This is a genomic window from Streptomyces sp. NPDC026301 (assembly GCF_055567935.1).
The window spans coordinates 137,174-158,649 of record NZ_JBVHPN010000006.1 but is presented as its reverse complement, the minus strand read 5'-3'; the positions used below and the strand labels follow the sequence as shown (position 1 = coordinate 158,649).

Below are 21,476 nucleotides of genomic sequence, written 5' to 3'. Positions count from 1 at the left end.
TCAGGAGGCGGCACTCCCCTCGGAGAAGTCCTCGGCGGCGTCCTCCGGTGTGCCCTCCGCCTCGATGCGGCCGATCGCGTCCGCGGCGCGCTGCAGCGCGGGCAGCAGTGACAGCGCCTTGTCGGCGGTCAGCCGCATGACCGGCGCCTGGACCGCGACGCACATGTTGGAGCGCCCGCCGCCCACCGCCGGTACCAGCACCGCCACACACACCAGACCCGGCAGGAACTCCTCGTCGTCCAGCGCGAAGCCGTCCCGCCGGATGCGCTTGAACTCCTCCTCCATGGCGTCCAGGTCGGTGATCGTCTTCGCCGTGTACGGCTTGAGCGGGGCGTGTGCGAGCAGCTTGCGGCGCTGTGCCGGGCTCATCTGGGACATGATCATCTTGCCGCTGGCCGAGCAGTGCGTGGGCACCCGGGAGCCGGGCCGGAGGTAGAAGCGGAGCGGCTCCGGGGTCTCCACGCGGTCGAGGTAGACCACCTCGTTGCCGGAGAGCGTGGTGATGTTGCAGCTCTCGCCCAGCTCCTCGACCAGGCGGCGCAGGACGGTGTGGCGCGCGCCGTGGTGGGTGGCGTTGAGGAGGAGGTTCTCGGCGAGCCGGCGCAGCCGGTGGCCGGTGCCGTAGTGCCGCCCGTCGCTCTGCCGGATCAGCAGGCCCGCGCTCTCCAGCTGCTGGAGCATCCGGTGCAGCGTGGGCTTGGGCAGCCCGGTCTCCTCGACCAGCCCCTGCAACGAGACCAACTGGTCCTTGGCGGCGATCAGTTCGAGCAGGGAGAAGAGGCGCATGGTCGGCGTGTCGCCGTTCACCGCGCCGGGATCGGACTCGCGTGGCGGGACCACGGTACCTCCAGGGCTGTACGTGTACCAGTCGTAATCCGGGTCGGATTCCAGAAACAAGCTACCACCGTCTCGTTTTCCTGAACGGATCGTTGACGGCCGCGACGAGCCCGCTTATGGTCCAGCCAGATCCTGATTTCAGGAACGCCACGTACCGATTATTGGCGCAGGTGGCCCCATGCGGGGTTGCACGTCGCGCCTCCCCTGCCTCCCGGCGTGTCGAAGGAGTGGAACGATGAGCGAGAAGCAGACGGGTGACGGCCGTACCGTCGTCAGCGGGCAGCAGAAGATGACGCCCTCGGAGGCTTTCGTCGAGACCCTCGTGTCCAACGGGGTGACCGACATCTTCGGCATCATGGGCTCGGCCTTCATGGACGCCATGGACATCTTCGCGCCGGCCGGCATCCGCCTGGTCCCGGTGGTCCACGAGCAGGGCGCGGCCCACATGGCCGACGGCTACGCCCGGGTCAGCGGCCGGCACGGCGTCGTCATCGGCCAGAACGGCCCCGGCATCAGCAACTGCGTCACCGCGATCGCCGCCGCGTACTGGGCGCACAGCCCGGTCGTGATGATCACCCCCGAGGCGGGGACCATGGGCACCGGCCTGGGCGGCTTCCAGGAAGCCAACCAGCTCCCGATGTTCCAGGAGTTCACCAAGTACCAGGCGCACGTGAACAACCCCAAGCGGATGGCGGAGTACACCGCGCGCGCCTTCGACCGGGCCCACTCCGAGATCGGCCCGACCCAGCTGAACATCCCGCGCGACCACTTCTACGGCGAGATCGAGACCGAGATCCCCGAACCGCAGAAGCTGGACCGCGGCCCCGGCGGCGAGAAGAGCCTGGCCGAGGCCGCCGAGCTGCTCGCCACCGCCGAATTCCCGGTGATCATCTCCGGCGGCGGCGTGGTCATGGCCGACGGCGTGGAGGAGTGCAAGGCGCTCGCCGAGCGGCTCGGCGCGCCGGTCGTCAACAGCTACCAGCACAACGACAGCTTCCCCGCGAGCCACCCGCAGTGGTGCGGCCCGCTCGGTTACCAGGGCTCCAAGGCCGCGATGAAGCTGATCTCGCAGGCGGACGTGGTGGTCGCGCTCGGCACCCGCCTCGGCCCCTTCGGCACCCTGCCGCAGCACGGCATGGACTACTGGCCCAAGAACGCGAAGATCATCCAGATCGACGCCGACCACAAGATGCTCGGCCTGGTCAAGAAGATCACCGTCGGCATCTGCGGCGACGCGAAGGCCGCTGCCGCGGCGCTGACCGACCGGCTGGCGGACCGCACCCTCGCCTGCGACGCCACCCGCGAGGAGCGTGCCGCGAAGACCAAGGCGGAGAAGGACGAGTGGGAGCAGGAGCTCTCCGACTGGACCCACGAGACCGACCAGTACAGCCTCGACATGATCGCCGAGCAGGAGCAGGAGGACGGCGAGTGGCTGCACCCGCGCCAGGTCCTGCGCGAGCTGGAGAAGGCCATGCCGCCGCGGGTGATGGTCTCCACCGACATCGGCAACATCAACTCCGTCGCCCACAGCTACCTGCGCTTCGAGGAGCCGCGCTCCTTCTTCGCGCCGATGTCCTTCGGCAACTGCGGTTACGCGCTGCCCACCATCATCGGCGCCAAGGCCGCCGCGATGGACCGGCCCGCCATCGCGTACGCGGGTGACGGCGCCTGGGGCATGAGCATGGTCGAGATCATGACCGCCGTACGCCATGACATCCCGGTCACCGCGGTGGTCTTCCACAACCGCCAGTGGGGCGCCGAGAAGAAGAACCAGGTCGACTTCTACAACCGCCGGTTCGTCGCGGGCGAGCTGGAGAGCGAGTCCTTCGCCGGCATCGCGCAGGCGATGGGCGCCGAGGGCATCGTCGTGGAGAAGCTGGACGACGTCGGCCCGGCCCTGAAGCAGGCCATCGACGCGCAGATGAACGAGGGTAAGACCACGGTCATCGAGATCATGTGCACGCGTGAACTCGGCGACCCGTTCCGCCGCGACGCGCTGCAGAAGCCGGTCCGGTACCTGGAGAAGTACCAGGACTACGTCTGACGGGGGCCGGTGAGGGGCCGGGTTTGCGACGGCCCGCCTCCGCCGGTACGTGCTGGTGGACGCCGTGCGGACGGCGTCCACCGGGTGCGGCTGCCGCCGCCCGGCTGCCCTGATCGGGCGGCGGTGGCCGTACCTCTATCGCTCCGGTGCCGCGCGTGACCCTCAACGCGCGCGGCGCCGGGTGGGCCTGCGGCCCGGGGGTTCCGGCGATCGCCGTCCGGGGTGCCCCGGGTTCGCCGTTGGCGGGTGCGCCACCGTCGTGGCCGTTCGCGCAGTTCCCCGCGCCCCTGGCCCGCCGTGGGCAGCCCCGCCTCTACCTCCCCCCAGCCACCGAAGGAGCCGCACATGCTCATCGACCCCCTCGCCCCAGCGGAGGAGCGCGGCCCCGCCCAGGCACTGATCGACTCCTGGGCCGACCGCCTCCGCACGGCCGCGACCAACAAACCTCGCATCGCCCTCCCCGAAGCCACCGACCCCCGCGTCCTCTGGGCCGCCGCCCGCCTCGCGGAACAACGAGCCGTCACCCCGGTCCTCACCGGCGACCCCGCCCGCATCCGCGAACTCGCCGCCGACCTCGACCTCAAGCTCCCCGAGGACCCCGACCGGCTCGACATCCTCGACCCGGCCCGACTCGCCGCCGACCCCCGCTGCGCCGACGCGCTCGCCGAGGCGCTGAACGCACGCCGCCGCCTCTCCTCGCGCGACCGCCGCGAACTGGCCGCCGACCCCCTCTTCCTCGCCGCCACCGCGCTCCGCCTCGGCGACGTGGACGGCTGCGTGGCGGGCAGCGACCGGCCCACCGCCGATGTGCTGCGCGCCGGCCTCTACGTCGTCGGCCTCGCCCCCGGCATCCGCACCCTCTCCAGCAGCTTCCTGATGGTGCTGCCCGACGGCCGCACCCTCGGGTACGGCGACTGCGCCGTCGTGGTGGATCCCACCGCCAGAGAGCTCGCCGACATCGCCCGGGCCACGGCCACCACGTACCAGGAACTGACCGGCGACCGGCCGCGGTTGGCGCTGCTCTCCTTCAGTACTAAGGGCAGCGCCCAGCACCCGCAGGTCGACCGGGTACGCGAGGCGGTACTCCAGCTCCGCACCGCCGATCCGGAGCTGGAGGTGGACGGCGACCTGCAGTACGACGCCGCCGCCGTGCCCGCGATCGGCCGCGCCAAGGCCCCCGCCTCACCGGTCGCGGGGCAGGCCAACACCTTCATCTTCCCGGGGCTGGCCGCCGGCAACATCGGGTACAAGATCGCCCAACGGCTCGGCGGCGCGACCGCCATCGGCCCGCTCCTCCAGGGCCTGGCGGCCCCCCTGCACGACCTCTCACGCGGCTGCACGGGCCCGGACATCGCCGCGCTCGCCCTGGCCACGGGCGTCCAGGCGACCGTCAGCCGGAAGCTTCCTTCGCGTACGCGATGAACGCGGCCCACGACGCGTGCGTAACGCGCAGCTCGGGCCCCGGTATAGCCTTCGAGTCGCGTACGTGAACGATATCCGTGCCGGGCGCCCCCGCGACCTCGACGCAGTCGCCCCCGTTGGGGCCGCTGTAACTGCTCTTGAACCAAACGAGGTTGGTGTTCATAGTTCCCCTGCCACGCGTTCGATGAGTCGCGCAGACTTTTCAGGATCCAGAGCCTGCGAGCGCAGCATGCCATAGCTCATCCACAGTTCACTGACCCGCGCGCGGTCGAAAACCGTCGTGCTGACGCCATGGGATTCCAGGTAGACGGCCTGCCTGTGGTCCGAGGTCTCGACGAGGACCATGGGCCCTCCGTTGAGCCCGCTGTGCTCGGTGACGGACGTCAGCAGGATCTGGATGTCGACGTTGCGAAGCTGCCCGCACTCCAGCAACTTTTCGAGCTGGGCTTTCATGACCGCCGCGCCTCCCACCGTGCGGCGCAGCACGGCCTCCTCGATGATGAACGACAGCGCCAGCGGCGGCTTCTTGCGCGTGAGCAGGGACTGCCGGGCGAGGCGGGCGGAAGCGCGCTGCTCCACAGTCTCGTCGTCCAGCGGCGGATACTGCGCGTAGAGCAGGCTCTGTGCGTACGCCTCGGTCTGGAGCAGGCCGGGCACAACGATCGGGTCGTACGAGAACCGGCTCACCGCCTCCGCCTCCAGCCGGGCGAAGTTCTGGAAGAACGCGGGGAATTTCGCCAGCTCCACCTGCTCCTGCAACGCCCACAGCGTTCCGCCCGCGTCCAGCACGCCCTCCAACGCCTCCGTGAATACGGCTTTCGCCGGACGTCTGCCCTGCTCCACGGATGCCACGTGCTCGTGCGAGTAGTCCACCGCTTCGGCGAGTTGCTGCTGAGTCAGACAGGCCCGCTCGCGGAAGAGCTTCAGCAACTTTCCGTAGCCGACCCAGATGGCGGGCCGCTCGCCGTTGTCATTTCCCATTCCCACGCACCCCCGGTGGACTGGCGCAACACGGAAGTGCGCCGACCTGACCAGGCTAGACACGCAGCGTGACGCTTACTCTCCGAAGTCGTCAATTGTCACTGGCAAGTTCGGAGTCGAACATGTCGCCGCTCACCTTGATCGGTTTTCGTATAGTCAGGACCCGTTGACGGGTAGTTGAAAGCTGATCCACAGTATCCAGCACACTGTCAAACCGGGCGGTTGGTCGGTACCTGTGTGCCTGAGGAAGGCGTGAGCGATGACGACCGACATCACGACCATGGAAGAACTCCTCCGCGACGCCCCCACCAACTGGGGCAAGTGGGGCCCGGACGACGAAGTGGGCGCGCTGAACTACCTCGACGCGGCCGAGGTGCTGCGCGGTGCGGCGCACATCCGCTCCGGGCAGGTCTTCACCCTGCAGCGGCTGATCGGGGACCCGAAGGGCGACCCCGTGTGGCCGGGCCGGTCGCCCGCCGAGCGCACCATGATCATGGACGAGTCGAGCTGGGACGGCGCCGACGCCCCCGCCGCCCCCGGCGGCCTGCACTACGCCGACGACAAGATCGACGCCTTTCTGCAGGGGTCCACGCAGTACGACGCGCTCGGTCATGTCTGGTACGGCGGCCAGATCTGGAACGGCTACGACGCCCGGACGACGGTCGGCGGGTTGGACAAGGCCAGCGTCGAGCCGATCGCCGAGCGCGGTGTGGCCGGTCGCGGCATCCTCCTGGACATGGCGCGCTTCCGCGGCAAGAAGAACCTGGAGAAGGGCGAGTCCTTCACCCATGAGGACCTGGAAGCCTGCGCCGAGGCGCAAGGCGCCGCCATCGAGCCGCGCGACATCCTCCTGATCCGTACGAACTTCCTGGAGCTGTTCCATGAGCAGGGGGATGCGTTCTACGAGGACTTCTGCGAGCCGGGGCTGACGTACAGCCCCGAGCTGGTGCGGTGGTTCCAGGAGAAGGAAATCCCCAACCTCGTCACGGACACCATCGCGAACGAGCGGACCGTCGAGCCCGAGACCGGCTTCGCGCTGCCCCTGCACTGCGCCCTGATGCGCAACCTCGGTATCACCCTCACCGAGATCTGCGACCTGGAGAAACTCGCCGCGAGCTGTGCGGAGGACGGCCGGTACACCTTCCTCTACACCGCGGCGCCGCTGAAGGTGCACCGTGCCACCGGCGCCCCCGTCAACCCCGTGGTGATCAAGTGAGTGGGTACAGGGAGCGCCCGTGGCTGGCGCGGTACGCCGAGGGGACCCCGGCCGACATCACTCCCGAACACCCCACCCTCCTGCACGCCTTCCGGGCCTCCGTCGCCCGTGCCCCCGGTGCCGAGGCGATCCGGTACTTCGACGGCGTGCTCACTCTCGCGGACCTCGACGCCGCCTCCGACGCGCTCGCCGTCGCCCTGGCCGAGCACGGTTTCGCGCCCGGCGACCGGCTCGCGCTGTACCTCCAGAACGGCCCGGCCTTCGTCATCGGGCTGCTCGCCGCCTGGAAGGCCGGCGGCGCCGCGGTCGCCGTCAACCCGATGAACAAGACGCGCGAGCTGCGGTACCTGCTCGTCGACTCCGGCGCGAGCGCGCTGCTGTGCCTGGACGAGCTGTACGAGGGCGTGGCCAGGGACGTCATCGGCGGCGGTGCCACGCAGGTCGCCACCGTCGTCACCTGTTCGCCGCTGGACTGGCAGACCCGGGACGACCCGCGGTTGTTCGACGGTGCGCGGCGGGCCCGCCCCCGGGGCACGCTCGACCTCCGTACCCTCGTCGACCGTTACGCGGGCCGCACCCCGGCCCCCGCGTCGCCCGCCCCGGCCGACATCGCCGTCCTCACTTACACCTCCGGCACCACCGGAGAGCCCAAGGGCGCGCTGAACACGCACGGCACGATGCTGTTCAACGCCTGTACGTATCGGGACTGGATGCGGCTGACGGACGCGGACAGCATTCTCGGCGTCGCGCCGCTCTTTCACATCACCGGGCTCATCGGACATCTCGCGCTCGCCCTGCTGCTGCCCTGCCCGCTGGTCCTCGCGCACCGCTTCCACCCGGGCGTCGTCCTGGACGCGCTGCGCGAGCACCGGCCGACCTTCACGGTCGGCGCCATCACCGTCTTCATCAGCCTGGCCGGCGCCCCGGAGGCGAGCCGGGACGACTTCTCCTCGCTGCGCGTCGTCTACTCCGGCGGCGCGCCCATCGCCCCGGCCGTCAACGAGCGGTTCGAGAAGGCGACCGGGCGGTACATCCACAACATCTACGGGCTGACGGAGACGAACTCGCCCTCGCACGCCGTTCCGCTCGGCGCGCAGGCGCCCGTCGACCCGGTCTCCGGCGCGCTGTCCGTGGGCGTGCCGGTGTTCAACACGGTCGTGCGCATCCTCGACGAGGACGGGGCGGAGGTGCCGGTCGGGGAGACCGGCGAGATCGCCACGTCGGGGCCGCAGGTCGTGCCCGGGTACTGGAACAAGCCCGAGGCCAGCGCCGCGGCGCTGCCTGGCGGTGAGCTGCGCACCGGCGACGTCGGCTTCATGGACGCCGAGGGCTGGTTCTACCTGGTGGACCGTAAGAAGGACATGATCAACGCGGCCGGGTACAAGGTGTGGCCGCGCGAGGTGGAGGACGTGCTGTACGGCCATCCGGCGGTGCGCGAGGCGGCGGTGGTCGGCGTGCCGGACGCGTACCGGGGCGAGACGGTGAAGGCGTTCGTGTCCGTCAAACGGGGTGCGTCCGTCACGGAGGAGGAGCTGATCGGGTACTGCAAGGAGCAGATGGCGGCCTACAAATACCCGCGTTCCATATCCTTCCTGGATGATCTGCCGAAAACGGCCACGGGGAAGATCCTGCGCCGGGAACTGCGGGAAACGCCGGGGTAACGCGAAACGTCGCCGAAACGTCGATGTTCGACACCGGAAATTGCGACGGGTCACTCTCTTCCCTGGCCCGGCGTCGCCCCCTGTCACCCCCGCCGGGCGGGAAGGTTGACACACATGCCTGCCGGAATCGACTCCGGGGACACCGCCTGGCTGCTGGCCGCCACCGCCCTGGTCCTGCTGATGACGCCGGGCCTGGCGCTCTTCTACGGCGGCATGGTGCGTTCCAAGAGCGTGCTGAACATGCTCATGATGAGCTTCGTGGCGATCGCCGTCGTCACCGTTGTCTGGCTCGCGATCGGATACAGCCTGGTCTTCGCCCCGGACACCGGCCTCGGCCTGATCGGCGGCCTGGACCACCTCGGAATGCACGGCATCGGCCCGAAGAGCGTCACCGGGCACATCCCGACCGCCCTCTTCGCCGCCTTCCAGCTCACCTTCGCGATCCTCACCGTCTCGCTGATCAGCGGCGCCATCGCGGACCGCGCCCGCTTCGGCGCATGGGTGGCCTTCACCGCCGCCTGGACGCTCCTGGTCTACGTACCGATCGCGCACTGGGTCTTCGCGCCCGGCGGCTGGATCCTGGACCAGCTGGGCGCGCTGGACTTCGCGGGTGGCACCGTCGTCGAGGTCAACTGCGGCGCGTCGGGGCTGGCCCTCGCGCTCGTACTGGGGCCGCGGCTCGGCTTCGGCAAGGAGGCCATGCGGCCGCACAGCCTGCCGCTGGTGATCCTCGGCGCCGGTCTCCTCTGGTTCGGCTGGTTCGGCTTCAACGCCGGGTCCGCGGTCGCCGCCGACGGCACCGCCGCCATGGTGCTGATCAACACCCAGGCGGCGGGCTGCACCGGCCTGCTCGGCTGGCTGCTGGTGGAGAAGCGCCGGGACGCGCACGCCACCACGCTCGGCGCGGCCTCCGGCGCGGTCGCAGGGCTGGTCGCGATCACCCCGTCCTGCGGTTCGGTCGGCATCTGGGGCGCGCTGGCCATCGGCCTGGTCGCCGGCGTGGTCTGCTCCTACGCCGTCAACTGGAAGTTCCGCTTCGGCTACGACGACTCCCTGGACGTGGTGGGCGTCCACCTCGTGGCCGGCGTCATCGGCACCCTGCTCATCGGCTTCTTCGCGACCTCGGCCATGACGGACGGCCCGGCCGGCCTGCTCTCCGGCGGCGGCGCGGGCCAGCTCCTCAAGCAGCTCGTCGCGGTCCTCGCCACCGGCGCGTACGCCTTCCTCGTCAGCTACGCCCTCGGCAAGATCATCGACAAGCTGATGGGCTTCCGCGCGGACCCCGACCACGAACGGGCCGGCCTCGACCTCACCGTCCACGCCGAAACCGCCTACGACCACGGCGTACTCGGCCACGGCACGGTCGGCCGCCGCGACCCCGTAGCCGCCGGCATCCCGGGCGCGGCCCACGTCACGCCCCGGCACCGCACGGACGAGGAGCCGGGCGACTGAGGCGCCCTCCCCGGAAGGCCGCGGCGCCTGCGCGGCCCGGCCCCCGGTGGCAGATTCCGCATCGCTCCGATTACATCCGGGCAGATTCCGCCGTGTTGCGGTCAAGGTGCTGTCGAGCGGCTCGATCGTGGCAAAGGTGGATCGGACCAGACCGTTCCCCTGCGCTCGACCGAGGGCGGGACGGCTGATCGCTGCACCGCTCGTTCGGGGGGAGCAGAGCATGACGGCTACCTGTGTGCCGGGGCGGCGGCAACCACCGCCTCCCCTCTTGCCGGTATCGGCGGGCGTCTGCCTGCTGATCGCCGTACTGGACGCAGTGATCGGCGTGCGACTCGTCGCGCTGCTGGTCATCGGCCCGCTGCTGGCCTGCACGCGGCTCAGCGTGCGGCACACCGTGCTCGTCTGCTGCTGGGCGTTGCCGCTCGGCGTGGCGGCGGGCCTGGCCGGCGGCGCTTTGCTGACGGGCTCGTTCGTCCTCCGGTGGTGCGGCCTGCTGGCGGGCTGCGCCCTCACCGTGTACGTGGCCTGGTACCGGACCACGTCGGAGAGGGCACTGAAAACGCTGGCCCACAAGGCCGTCCGGGTCGCCCGGGAGAGGGGGCTCCGCCCCGTCTCGCTGCACCTCGACGGCACGGACGTGTGCGCCGTCCGCTACCGCTGCCTCGCACAGCAGCCCCGAGTCGGCGGCGGGCTGTGCGATGTCGCGCGGACGCCGTTCGGACTGCGGATCATCGTCGGCGATGTCCATGGGGACGGCCCGGACGCGATGCGGCTGACCGCGGCCGCGGGGGCCGGCTTCCGCGAGCTGGCCCACACCACGAAGGACCTGCCCGGACTCGCCTCCGCGCTGGACGCGCAGCTCTCCCCGCAGCTCGGCCCGGAGGGCTGCGTCACCGCGGTGCTCGCCGAGTTCGCGCCGGGCGAGGTACGGCTGGTCAACTGCGGTCATCCGGCTCCGCTGCGCTCGGGGCACGGCGTCGATCCCCTGGAACCCGCGGTGGCCTCGCGCCCCTTGGGGCGGCAGCCGGACCCCCGGCAGTACCGCTGCCGCCTGCGGACCGGCGAGCGGCTGCTGTTCTACAGCGCCGGCCTGGCCGAGGCGCGCGACCCGCGGGGCGCGCCCTTCCCCGTGCTCAGCGAGGCGACGGCCGCCCTGGGCGTGCCGTCCCCCGAGGAGGCCCTCGACTCCCTGTGCACCCGCCTGCTCCTGCACACCGGACAGCAGCCCGATGCCGGCCTGTCCCTGATGCTGTGCCAGCCCACCGGCACCGCTGGAGGGAACGGATCCGCGGCGGCCCGGCCGCGGCCCAACTCGCCCCCGGGCGCCGCACCCCACGAGGGCAGGGACGGCTGGTTCCGTACCCTGCTGAAAACGGCGCCGGACGCCACGGTGATCGTCGACGTGACCGGCGCCATCCAGCTGGTCAACGCCCAGGCCGAGATCCTGTTCGGATACCAGCGCGCGGAGCTCCTCGGCCGGCCGGTGGAGATCCTGGTACCGGAGCGCTTCCACAGCCTGCACGTCCTGCACCGGCACGGCTACGCCCATAACCGGCAGGTCTGCCCGGTGGGGGCCGGGCTGGACCTGTACGGACTGCGCAGGGACGGCACGGAATTCCCCGCCGAGATCAGCCTCAGCCCGATCGAGACCGCCGACGGCACCCTGGTGTCCGTCGCCGTGCGGGACGTCACCGACCGCAAGTCGGCAGAGGAGCGGATCGTCAGCCTCGCCGACCTGGTCGAGTCCTCGCACGACGCGATCCTCGCCAAGACCCTGGACGGCCGGATCACGTACTGGAACGCCGCGGCCCAGCGGCTGTACGGCTACACGCCCGAGGAGGCGATCGGCGCCCACGTCTCGATGCTCGCGCCGCTCGACCGCGCCGGCGAGATCGACGAGCTGCTCGGGCGGCTCCGCCGCGGCGAGAAGATCGAGCACTTCGAGACCCTGCGGGTCACCAGGGCGGGCCGGCGGATCGACGTGGACCTCACCCTCTGGCCGACCCGTTCCCTCGACGGCAGGATCACCGGCGCCTGCGCCATCGCCCGCGACGTGACCGAGCAGAATCGGGCCACGGCCGAACTCACCGCCCTGTACGAGCAGCAGCGGCACGTCGCGCTGACCCTGCAGCGCAGCCTCATGGGTACCCCGCCCGAGGTGGCAGGGCTGCACACCGCCCACCGCTATCTGCCCGCCACCCAGGGCGCGGGCGTCGGCGGCGACTGGTTCGACCTGGTCCCGCAGGACGCGGGCCGGGTCGGCGTCCTGATCGGCGACGTCATGGGCCGCGGGCTGGAGGCGGCCGCCGTCATGGGACAGCTGCGCGCCGCCGCGCACGCGCTGGCCAAGAGCGGAATGGCGCCGCGGCAGCTGATGCAGACCCTGGAGGCGGTCGTGGCCGACCTGCCCGACCAGTTCGTCACCTGCTGCTACCTGGAGATCGACCCGGAAGCGGGGCAGGCGGACATCTGCTCCGCCGGGCACCTCCCCGTCCTGCTGATCACCCCCGACACCGAGGTCAGCGCCCTGCCGGTGCCGGTGAACATGCCGCTCGGGGTAGGGATGACCCGCCACGAGCAGGTCACCGTCCCGCTGCCGCCCGGCTCCACGCTGGCGCTGTACACCGACGGCCTGGTCGAGACCCCCGGCTGCGACATCGAGGCCCGGATCGACGTCCTCGCCCGGGCCCTGGGCGGCGTGTTCGCCACGGCGCCCGGGCTGGAGGAGGCGGCCGACGGAGTACTGGCCGGCCTGCTGCCCGACCCCGACGGCTGCGACGACGACGTCACCCTGCTCCTCGCCCACATGCCGAGCGTCCCGTTGCCGACCACGGGGCGCGAACTGGACGCCGTACCGGCCGCGGTGCCCGCGGGCCGCGCGTTCCTCGCCGCCACCCTGGACGCCTGGCAGCTGGCCGCTCTCACCGACGACGCCCAGCTGCTGACGTCCGAGCTGCTCACCAACGCCGTCCAGCACGCCAGGGGCCCGGTTCGGCTGCGGCTGTGCCGCACCGAGTCGGGACTCACCGTCGAGGTGACCGACCGCAGCCCGCACCTGCCGCGCCGGCGGACCGCAGGGGCCGGCGACGAGTCCGGCCGCGGCCTCACGCTCGTGGACGCGCTCGCGGATTCCTGGGGCACCCGCCCCGCCGAGGACGGCAAGAGCGTCTGGTTCACCCTGCGCGCGCCGCCCCGGCGGGCGCACGCGGACTGAAGGCAGCCGCCAAAAAGCTCAGGGGCCTTCCGAAGAAGGCCCCTGAGCTGCAAAAACACCGTCGGGACGACAGGATTTGAACCTGCGACCCCTTGACCCCCAGTCAAGTGCGCTACCAAGCTGCGCCACGTCCCGGTGCTCTGCACCGTTCCCGGGCGGGCCCGGTCGGTGCGTGCAGAAGAAAAATACCTGTCCGCGGCCCGGAATCCAAAACGGGGCCCGGACGAGGGTCGGTCCGAGCTGCGGGCGCGGCGCCGCGAGCGGTGCTTCAATGCCGCCATGGGCAAGGACGTAACGGTACGAATGCGGCGCGTGTACGACACCGTGGACCCTGATGACGGGGCGCGGGTGCTCGTCGACCGGCTCTGGCCGCGCGGGCTCGCGAAGGACGCGGCGCGGCTGGACGAGTGGTGCAAGGACGTGTCGCCGTCGAGCGAGCTGCGCAAGTGGTACGGACACCGCGCGGAGGCGTACGAGGAGTTCGCCGAGCGGTACCGCGCCGAGCTGGCGGAGGAGCCGGGGCGCGGCGCGCTGGAGCGGCTGCGGGGGCTGGCGGCGGACGGGCCGGTCACCCTGCTGACGGCGACCAAAGAGCTGGAGCTCAGTCATGCGGCGGTGCTGCTGAATCTGCTGCGCGAGGGCGCCTGAGGGGGCTCGCGCCTCTGAACAGCACGTTTGACGAAACATACGGTGTACTGCATACTTATACCTATCAGCGTATGCACCGTAAGGAGAAACCCGTGACCGAGCGCGTCGTACTCGCCTACTCGGGCGGCCTTGACACCTCTGTCTGCATCGGCTGGATCGCCGAGGAGACGGGCGCCGAGGTCATCGCCGTCGCGGTGGACGTCGGCCAGGGCGGCGAGGACCTGGACGTCATCCGCAAGCGCGCGCTCGCCTGCGGTGCGGTCGAGGCCGAGGTCGCCGACGCCAAGGACGAGTTCGCCGACGAGTACTGCCTCCCGGCGATCAAGGCCAATGCGCTGTACATGGACAAGTACCCGCTGGTCTCCGCGCTCTCCCGGCCGGCCATCGTCAAGCACCTGGTCGCCGCCGCGAAGAAGCACGGCGCCACGACCGTCGCGCACGGCTGCACCGGCAAGGGCAACGACCAGGTCCGCTTCGAGGCCGGCATCTCCTCCCTCGCCCCCGACCTGACCTGCATCGCCCCGGTCCGCGACTACGCGATGACCCGCGACAAGGCGATCGCCTTCTGCGAGGAGAAGAACCTCCCGATCGCGACGACCAAGAAGTCGCCGTACTCGATCGACCAGAACGTCTTCGGGCGGGCCGTGGAGACCGGCTTCCTGGAGGACATCTGGAACGCGCCGATCGAGGACGTGTACGAGTACACCGCGAACCCGGCCACCCCGCGCGAGGCCGACGAGGTCGTCATCAGCTTCAAGGAGGGCGTGCCGGTCGCGATCGACGGCAGGCCCGTCACCGTCCTCCAGGCGATCCAGCAGCTCAACGAGCGGGCCGGCGCCCAGGGCATCGGCCGGATCGACATGGTCGAGGACCGGCTGGTCGGCATCAAGAGCCGCGAGGTCTACGAGGCCCCCGGCGCGATCGCCCTGATCACCGCCCACCAGGAGCTGGAGAACGTCACCGTCGAGCGCGAGCTGGCCCGCTACAAGCGGCAGGTCGAGCAGCGCTGGGGCGAGCTGGTCTACGACGGCCTGTGGTTCTCGCCGCTCAAGCGCGCCCTGGACGGCTTCATCGCCGAGGCGAACCAGGCCGTCTCCGGCGACATCCGGATGACCCTGCACGGCGGCCGCGCCGTCGTGACCGGCCGGAAGTCCGACCAGTCGCTGTACGACTTCAACCTGGCGACGTACGACACCGGCGACACGTTCGACCAGTCGCTCTCGAAGGGCTTCATCGAGCTCTTCGGCATGTCGAGCAAGATCGCCGCGAAGCGGGACCTGGCGTGATTTTCTCTTCCTTCTTGATCGACCACCCACGAGGAGCAGAGCAGTGAGCAACGGGAACAGCGGCAGCGGCGACGTCCGGCTCTGGGGCGGCCGTTTCGCCGACGGCCCGGCCGAGGCCCTGGCCAAGCTGTCCGCTTCGGTCCACTTCGACTGGCGGCTGGCCCCGTACGACATCGCCGGGTCCCGTGCGCACGCCCGCGTGCTCCACAAGGCGGGCCTGCTCACGGCCGACGAGCTGGAGCGGATGATCGCCGGCCTCGACCAGCTCGAAGGGGACGTCGCCGACGGCTCGTTCACCGGCACCATCGCCGACGAGGACGTGCACACCGCGCTGGAGCGCGGCCTGCTGGAGCGCCTCGGCCCGGACCTCGGCGGCAAGCTGCGGGCCGGCCGGTCCCGCAACGACCAGGTCGCGACCCTCTTCCGGATGTATCTGCGGGACCACGCGCGGATCCTCGGCGGGCTGCTCGGCGAGCTCCAGGAGGCGCTGATCGGACTGGCCGAGGCGCACCCGGACGTCGCGATGCCCGGCCGTACCCACCTCCAGCACGCCCAGCCCGTCCTCTTCGCGCACCACGTGCTCGCGCACGTCCAGGCGCTGTCCCGGAACGCCGAGCGGCTGCGTCAGTGGGACGACCGCACGGCCGTCTCGCCGTACGGCTCCGGCGCGCTGGCCGGCTCCTCGCTCGGCCTGGACCCGGAAGCGGTCGCCAAGGACCTGGGCTTCGAGCACGGCAGCGTGGGCAACTCCATCGACGGCACGGCGTCGCGTGACTTCGTCGCCGAGTTCGCCTTCATCACGGCCATGATCGGCGTGGACCTGTCGCGGATCGCCGAGGAGGTCATCATCTGGAACACGAAGGAGTTCTCCTTCGTGACCCTGCACGACGCCTTCTCCACCGGCTCCTCGATCATGCCGCAGAAGAAGAACCCGGACATCGCGGAGCTGGCGCGCGGCAAGTCCGGCCGCCTCATCGGCAACCTGACCGGCCTGATGGCCACGCTCAAGGCCCTCCCGCTCGCGTACAACCGCGACCTGCAGGAGGACAAGGAGCCGGTCTTCGACTCCTGCGACCAGCTGGAGATCCTGCTCCCGGCCTTCACCGGCATGATGGCCACGCTGACCGTCAACCGCGAGCGGATGGCGGAGCTGGCCCCGGCCGGCTTCTCGCTCGCCACCGACATCGCGGAGTGGCTGGTCAAGCAGGGCGTGCCGTTCCGCGTCGCGCACGAGGTCGCGGGCGAGTGCGTGAAGGAGTGCGAGGCGCAGGGCATCGAGCTGGACCAGCTCACCGACGAGCAGTTCGCGAAGATCTCCGAGCACCTGACGCCCGAGGTGCGGACCGTCCTCAACGTCCCCGGCGCACTCGCCTCGCGCAGCGGCCGCGGCGGCACGGCCCCCTCGGCGGTCGCCGTCCAGCTCGCCGAGGTCAAGGCCGACCTGGCTGCGCAGCAGGCGTGGGCCACGGCCAAGCAGAAGTAAACACGCGGTACGCGGCAGCGGCCGCCGTCCGGTCTCCTCGACCGGGCGGCGGCCGCTTTCGTGTGCTTATGGTGGGTGGTGATGAGACGGGTATGGGGTCGCTGAGACAGTGACGTCTCATTTCCGTGAGACATTGATGTCTCATTCGCGTACCATCTGTCTCATGGCCGTGGACAGAGAACGCGTACTGAAGGACGCCGCAGCGCTGCTCACCCGGAGGAGTACCGCCTCGATGGATGACATCGCGCGGGCCGCCGGGATCAGCCGGGCGACGCTGCACCGGCACTTTGCGGGGCGGGACGCGTTGATCCGGGCGCTGGAGGAGCTGGGCATCGAGGAGTCCGCGCGGGCGCTGGACGACGCCCGGCTGGAGGAGGGCGGCGCGGAGGCCGCGCTGCGCCGGCTGATCGGCGAGCTCGAGCCGGTCGCCGGGGTACTGGCCTTCCTGTACACCGAGAACCAGCTCTTCGAGGGCGAGGAGATCAACGAAGGCTGGCTGGCGCTCGACGCCCGGATACACGCGCTCTTCCGGCGGGGGCAGGAAGAGGGGACCTTCCGCATCGACCTGACCCCGGCCTGGCTGACCGAGGCGCTGTACGGACTGATCTGTGCGGGCGCCTGGTCGGTGCACGAGGGCCGGCTGGCCCGCGCCGACCGCAACCACTCCATCGCCGAGCTGCTGCTCGGCGGCGTACGAAGGGAAAGCACACGATGAGCGGGGCCGTGGCCGCGGGAGCGGCAGGGGGGACGACAGTGGAAGCGCCGCGTCCGGGGCGCTGGCTCGCGCTCGCCGTGCTGGTGCTCGCGGTGCTGCTGGTCGGCGTCGACGCCACGGTGCTGGGCCTGGCCGCGCCGTTCCTCAGTGAGGACCTGCGCCCGTCGGGCACCGAGCTGCTGTGGATCGGCGATGTGTACTCGTTCGTCATCGCCGGCCTGCTGGTCTCGATGGGCAGCCTGGGCGACCGGATCGGGCGCAAGAAGCTGCTGCTGACCGGGTCGGTGGCGTTCGGCGCGATGTCGGCGCTGGCGGCGTACGCGACGACGCCGGAGATGATGATCGCGGCGCGGGCGCTGCAGGGCGTGGCCGGTGCGACGTTGATGCCGTCCACCCTCGCGCTGATCCGCAACCTCTTCCACGACCCCCGCGAGCGCAGCCTGGCCGTCGGCGTCTGGGGCGCGGCGGCCTCCGCGGGCACCGCGGTAGGGCCGGTGCTCGGCGGCTTCCTGCTGGGCCACTTCTGGTGGGGCTCGGTCTTCCTGATCAACCTGCCGGTGATGGTGATCCTGGTCGCCGTCGGCATCAAGGTGCTGCCGGAGTCCCGCAATCCGGAGCCGGGGCCGTGGGACCTGACCAGCGTCGCGCTGTCGCTGATCGGCATGGTCGGCGTGGTCTACGCGATCAAGGAGGCCGCGGCGCACGGCGTCGGGATCGGGGTCGTCGTCGCGGGCGTCATCGGTGTGCTCGCGCTCGTCGGCTTCGTACGCCGCCAACTGCGGCTGCCCACGCCGCTACTGGACATGAAGCTCTTCAGCAACCGGGGCTTCTCCGGCGCCGTGCTCGCCGACCTGCTGACCATCCTGGGCCTGGCCGGGCTGCTGTTCTTCTTCTCCCAGTTCCTGCAGATGGTGCAGGGGCGCTCGCCGCTCAACGCGGGGCTGGTCGAACTGCCCGCCGCCGTCGGCGCGATGGGCGCGGGGCTGGCGGCCGGCCCCGTCGCGCGCCGGCTGTCGGTGCGGATGGTGGTGTCCGGCGGGCTGGTGCTGGTGGGGCTCGGACTCGGTGCGTGCGCCGGGGTGAGCGCCGACACCGCGACGCCGGTGCTGGGCGCGATCCTCTTCGTGGTCGGTGTCGGCGCGGGCTTCTCCTTCACCGTCACCGCCGACGTGATCCTCTCCAGCGTGCCCAAGGAGCAGGCGGGCGCCGCCTCGGCGGTCTCGGAGACGGCGTACGAACTGGGCTCCGCGCTGGGCATCGCGCTGCTCGGCTCGGTGGTCACCGGCGTCTACCGCAACTTCACGGCGCCGGAAGGGGTGCCGGCCGGCGCGGTGACCGAGGCGCGCGAGTCACTGGGCGGCGCGTTCGAGACGGCGGGCGACCTGCCGCACCGTACGGGCGAGGCGCTGCTGCACGCCGCGCAGCGGGCGTTCACCGACGGCATGGAGGCCGCGGCGGTGGCCGGCGGCGTCATCTCGCTGGCCGCAGCGGCCGCCGCGTGGGTACTGCTGCGCGGCCGGACGCTGGAGGGCGGCGACTGACGCGGTCCGTCCGGATGCCGCGGAAGAGCGCGGCGCGTGCCCCACGGCCGGGTGCGCGTCCGCGCCGGTAGCCTGCGCCGTGCCAGGACTTCGCGCTTCCGGAGGAGGACCGTCATGGCACTGGCCGCCGAGGACCGCACCGCCATCGCCGAGCTGCTCGCGCTGCACGGGCACCTGTTCGACGAGGGCGAGCTGCACCGGCTGGACGAGCTGTTCACCGCCGACGTCGTCTACGACGTCAGCGACTTCGGGCAGCCGCCGCTGAAGGGCGTGCGGGCCATTCGCGAGGCGGCGCTCGCGCTGGGCGAGGCCATTCCGGTGGGCCACCACGTCACGAACATCGTCCTCGCCGAGCTGCCGGCGGACGGCGGGGTGCTCGCCCGCTCCAAGGGCATCGGCGTCAACGCGGACGGCACGTGCGGGACGGTCACGTACGAGGACACCGTCGTACGGTCCGCCGACGGCTGGCGCATCAGCCACCGCAAGGTCCTCGCGCGCCGCGCCCCGCTGGGCGGCCGCTGACACCGGAACAGCGGCCGCTGGCAACGGAACAAGCGGCCGCTGACACCGAAGCACGAAACAACGGGCCCCCTGCCGCCGACGGCGACAGGGGGCTCCGGAAAGTGACGCTGCGTCAGGCGGCCTTGGCCTTCGTGGCGTACACGTCGACGTACTCCTGGCCGGACAGCCGCATCACGTCGCTCATGACCTCGTCGGTGACCGCGCGCAGGACGTAGCGGTCGCGGTCCATGCCGTCGTACCGGCTGAAGTCCAGCGGCGCACCGAAGCGGCAGGTCACCGGCGCGACGCGGGGCATGCCCTTGCCGCCGGGCTGCACCTTGTCGGTACCGACCAGTGCGAAGGGGACGACCGGCGCGCCGGTCATCAGCGTCAGTCGGGCGATGCCGGTACGGCCCCGGTACAGACGGCCGTCGGGGGAGCGGGTGCCCTCCGGGTAGATGCCGAAGACCTTGCCCTCCTCCAGCACGCGGCGGCCGGTCATCAGCGCGGCGACGCCGCCGTGCCCGCCGTCCCGGTCGACCGGGATCATGCCGGCGGTGGTGAAGAACCAGGCCATCAGGCGTCCCTTGACGCCCTTGCCCTTGACGTAGTCGTCCTTGGCGATGAAGTACACCTGGCGCTTGATCTGCCGCTCCACGATCAGCGACAGGAACAGCGAGTCGATGAACGTCACGTGGTTACCGGCGAGGATCACCGGTCCGCTGCCTGGGATGCCCTCCACGCCCTCGACCTTCGGGCGGAACAGGACACGCATGACGAATCCGAGAGTCGCCTTCAGCAGAATGCGGGACAACGGGCCCTCCGGTTTGGCTGGTCATTGCAGGAGTCTGCAGGTGAGGACGATACTCGCGGCTCAACCTCGATCGCACATCGGGTTCATGGGGCCGATACGCAGAGTTGACACGCCCTTTCGCTGCGTCACGGGTGGTTAACCGGGCCGTCATGCGAAGAACGCAGGGGCCGCGGCTACACCGCCTGCGGGACCGATGATGCGTACGAATGTTCGTAAGTGGCCGGAAGAGATCGCCGCTGACCTGTGGAATGCCGCACACCGCACAGAGCACGACGGGCGCCCGTGCCCCGTCCGGGCGACCCCAAAATCCCCCATACGTCACACAGGTTCACCCGCGTGTTCGGTCGGATGTCTCCCACCGTAAAGCTGTACGGGCCTACGATCGGCCCCGCACCGGCAGGTGCGGCACATCACAGAACCACAAGGAGTCGGGGACATATGGACAAGGCGCAGCGACCCGGGCGGCGGACCGTACTGAGCGTTGCGGCGCTCGGCGCCGGAGCGGCGGTGCTGGGCGGCGGGGCCGGAACGGCGGCCGCGGCCGGGCGCGGGCACGGCGCTCACGGCGGCGGTGAACTGCCCGTCCCCCTGGTCGTCGGCCACCGCGGCGCGAGCGGCTACCGCCCCGAGCACACCTTCGGCTCCTACCAGCTCGCCCTGGACATGGGCGCCGACGTGATCGAGCAGGACCTCGTCCCCACCAAGGACGGCCGCCTGGTCTGCCGGCACGAGAACGACATCACCGCCACCACCGACGTCGCCGACCACCCGGAGTTCGCGGGCCGCAAGACGACGAAGACGGTGGACGGGGTGAAGCTCACCGGCTGGTTCACCGAGGACTTCACGCTCGCCGAGCTGAAGACGCTGCGCGCCAAGGAGCGCATCCCGCAGACCCGGCAGCACAACACCCTCTACGACGGCCGCTGGCAGGTGCCGGAGTTCGAGGAAGTACTGCAGTGGGCCGAGCGCGAGGGCCGCAAGCGCGGCCGCCGCATCTGGCTGCACATCGAGACCAAGCACCCCACGTACTTCCGGGGGATCGGGCTCGGCCTGGAGGAGCGGGTGGCCAAGCTGCTGCGCCAGTACGGCCGCCACAAGAAGGACTCCCCGAACTTCCTGCAGTCCTTCGAGCCCACCAGCATCCAGCGGCTGGACAAGCTGGTCGACTGTCCCAAGGTCGTGCTGCTCGGCACGCTCAAGGACCAGCCGTGGGACCTCAAGCAGGCCGGTGACAAGCGCACCGTCGCCGACCTGGTCAAGCCGGAAGGGCTGCGCTGGATCGCCTCCTTCGCGCAGGGCATCGGCCCGGACCTCACCGTGATCATCCCGCGCACCGCCGACGGCAAGCTCGGCACGCCCTCCTCGGTGGTCAAGGACGCGCACGACGCGGGCCTGGTCCTGCACCCGTACACGGTCCGCAACGAGAACACCTTCCTGCCCGTGGACCTGCGCAAGGGCAGCGACCCGAACGCCTACGGCAACTCCCTCGCCTACTTCAAGGCGCTCTTCGCGACCGGCATCGACGGGCTGTTCTCCGACAACCCGGACACGGCGCTGCTGGTGGCCGCGGAGTTCCGCAAGGGCTGACCGCCGACCGCGCGTGTGGTGGCGACGGCGGGCGCGGGGTGGTGACCCCGGCCCGCGCGTCGCCCGGCCGGCGC

At 70.9% G+C, this 21,476-nt stretch carries 17 protein-coding genes and 1 tRNA gene; 13 read left to right on the top strand and 5 right to left on the bottom strand.

What is annotated here, in order from left to right:
- Window positions 1-897 (bottom strand): IclR family transcriptional regulator, encoded by an 897-nt coding sequence (locus ACZ4MH_RS12375; RefSeq protein WP_351591035.1) that lies wholly within the window; start codon window positions 895-897, stop codon window positions 1-3.
- A 175-nt stretch (window positions 898-1,072) separates the two neighbouring features.
- Here ACZ4MH_RS12375 and xsc point away from each other — a divergent pair, with 175 nt between their 5' ends.
- Window positions 1,073-2,881, top strand: coding sequence for a sulfoacetaldehyde acetyltransferase (gene xsc, locus ACZ4MH_RS12370; RefSeq protein WP_351591032.1), 1,809 nt, complete (start codon window positions 1,073-1,075; stop codon window positions 2,879-2,881).
- 345 nt (window positions 2,882-3,226) lie between these two features.
- Window positions 3,227-4,303, top strand: a complete 1,077-nt coding sequence (locus ACZ4MH_RS12365; protein WP_351591029.1) for a phosphotransacetylase — start codon at window positions 3,227-3,229, stop codon at window positions 4,301-4,303.
- Here ACZ4MH_RS12365 and ACZ4MH_RS12360 read toward each other — a convergent pair.
- Together ACZ4MH_RS12360 and ACZ4MH_RS12355 are read right to left on the bottom strand one after the other, a co-directional pair.
- Window positions 4,272-4,466 (bottom strand): DUF397 domain-containing protein, encoded by a 195-nt coding sequence (locus tag ACZ4MH_RS12360; protein WP_351591026.1) that lies wholly within the window; start codon window positions 4,464-4,466, stop codon window positions 4,272-4,274. The genes ACZ4MH_RS12365 and ACZ4MH_RS12360 overlap by 32 nt on opposite strands.
- Window positions 4,463-5,284 carry a helix-turn-helix domain-containing protein gene (locus ACZ4MH_RS12355; RefSeq protein ID WP_351591023.1) on the bottom strand — a complete coding sequence of 274 codons (822 nt, stop codon included), beginning with the start codon at window positions 5,282-5,284 and terminating at the stop codon, window positions 4,463-4,465. The genes ACZ4MH_RS12360 and ACZ4MH_RS12355 overlap by 4 nt, the downstream gene beginning before the upstream one ends.
- Before the next feature lie 259 nt (window positions 5,285-5,543).
- Between ACZ4MH_RS12355 and ACZ4MH_RS12350 the strand changes: the two genes are divergently transcribed.
- The 4 genes from ACZ4MH_RS12350 (at window position 5,544) to ACZ4MH_RS12335 (ending at window position 12,827) form a co-directional block, all read left to right on the top strand.
- Window positions 5,544-6,500 (top strand): cyclase family protein, encoded by a 957-nt coding sequence (locus tag ACZ4MH_RS12350; protein ID WP_351591020.1) that lies wholly within the window; start codon window positions 5,544-5,546, stop codon window positions 6,498-6,500.
- Window positions 6,497-8,161 carry a class I adenylate-forming enzyme family protein gene (locus tag ACZ4MH_RS12345; RefSeq protein ID WP_351591017.1) on the top strand — a complete coding sequence of 555 codons (1,665 nt, stop codon included), beginning with the start codon at window positions 6,497-6,499 and terminating at the stop codon, window positions 8,159-8,161. The genes ACZ4MH_RS12350 and ACZ4MH_RS12345 overlap by 4 nt, the downstream gene beginning before the upstream one ends.
- A gap of 114 nt (window positions 8,162-8,275) precedes the next feature.
- The gene (locus ACZ4MH_RS12340; protein WP_351591014.1) at window positions 8,276-9,613 is read left to right on the top strand and encodes an ammonium transporter; all 1,338 of its coding nucleotides are present in this window, start codon (window positions 8,276-8,278) and stop codon (window positions 9,611-9,613) included.
- A 220-nt stretch (window positions 9,614-9,833) separates the two neighbouring features.
- Complete coding sequence (locus ACZ4MH_RS12335) at window positions 9,834-12,827, top strand: SpoIIE family protein phosphatase (RefSeq protein ID WP_351591011.1); 2,994 nt, start codon at window positions 9,834-9,836, stop codon at window positions 12,825-12,827.
- 61 nt (window positions 12,828-12,888) lie between these two features.
- On the opposite strand, the gene ACZ4MH_RS12330 is transcribed toward ACZ4MH_RS12335, so the two are convergent.
- Window positions 12,889-12,962: transfer RNA gene (locus ACZ4MH_RS12330), tRNA-Pro, on the bottom strand.
- Between the two features lie 144 nt (window positions 12,963-13,106).
- Between ACZ4MH_RS12330 and ACZ4MH_RS12325 the strand changes: the two genes are divergently transcribed.
- The 6 genes from ACZ4MH_RS12325 (at window position 13,107) to ACZ4MH_RS12300 (ending at window position 19,022) form a co-directional block, all read left to right on the top strand.
- Complete coding sequence (locus ACZ4MH_RS12325; RefSeq protein WP_351591008.1) at window positions 13,107-13,475, top strand: DUF488 domain-containing protein; 369 nt, start codon at window positions 13,107-13,109, stop codon at window positions 13,473-13,475.
- A gap of 92 nt (window positions 13,476-13,567) precedes the next feature.
- Window positions 13,568-14,761, top strand: a complete 1,194-nt coding sequence (locus ACZ4MH_RS12320) for an argininosuccinate synthase (protein ID WP_351591005.1) — start codon at window positions 13,568-13,570, stop codon at window positions 14,759-14,761.
- A 43-nt stretch (window positions 14,762-14,804) separates the two neighbouring features.
- Window positions 14,805-16,244, top strand: a complete 1,440-nt coding sequence (argH, locus tag ACZ4MH_RS12315; protein ID WP_351591002.1) for an argininosuccinate lyase — start codon at window positions 14,805-14,807, stop codon at window positions 16,242-16,244.
- 163 nt (window positions 16,245-16,407) lie between these two features.
- Window positions 16,408-16,959, top strand: coding sequence for a TetR/AcrR family transcriptional regulator (locus tag ACZ4MH_RS12310; protein ID WP_351590999.1), 552 nt, complete (start codon window positions 16,408-16,410; stop codon window positions 16,957-16,959).
- Complete coding sequence (locus tag ACZ4MH_RS12305) at window positions 16,956-18,500, top strand: MFS transporter (protein ID WP_351590996.1); 1,545 nt, start codon at window positions 16,956-16,958, stop codon at window positions 18,498-18,500. Before ACZ4MH_RS12310 ends, ACZ4MH_RS12305 begins: the two co-directional genes overlap by 4 nt.
- A gap of 114 nt (window positions 18,501-18,614) precedes the next feature.
- Window positions 18,615-19,022, top strand: coding sequence for a nuclear transport factor 2 family protein (locus ACZ4MH_RS12300; RefSeq protein WP_351590993.1), 408 nt, complete (start codon window positions 18,615-18,617; stop codon window positions 19,020-19,022).
- A gap of 112 nt (window positions 19,023-19,134) precedes the next feature.
- On the opposite strand, the gene ACZ4MH_RS12295 is transcribed toward ACZ4MH_RS12300, so the two are convergent.
- Window positions 19,135-19,815 carry a lysophospholipid acyltransferase family protein gene (locus ACZ4MH_RS12295; protein WP_351590991.1) on the bottom strand — a complete coding sequence of 227 codons (681 nt, stop codon included), beginning with the start codon at window positions 19,813-19,815 and terminating at the stop codon, window positions 19,135-19,137.
- A 438-nt stretch (window positions 19,816-20,253) separates the two neighbouring features.
- Here ACZ4MH_RS12295 and ACZ4MH_RS12290 point away from each other — a divergent pair, with 438 nt between their 5' ends.
- Window positions 20,254-21,402, top strand: a complete 1,149-nt coding sequence (locus tag ACZ4MH_RS12290) for a glycerophosphodiester phosphodiesterase (RefSeq protein WP_351590988.1) — start codon at window positions 20,254-20,256, stop codon at window positions 21,400-21,402.
- Window positions 21,403-21,476 lie beyond the last annotated feature (74 nt).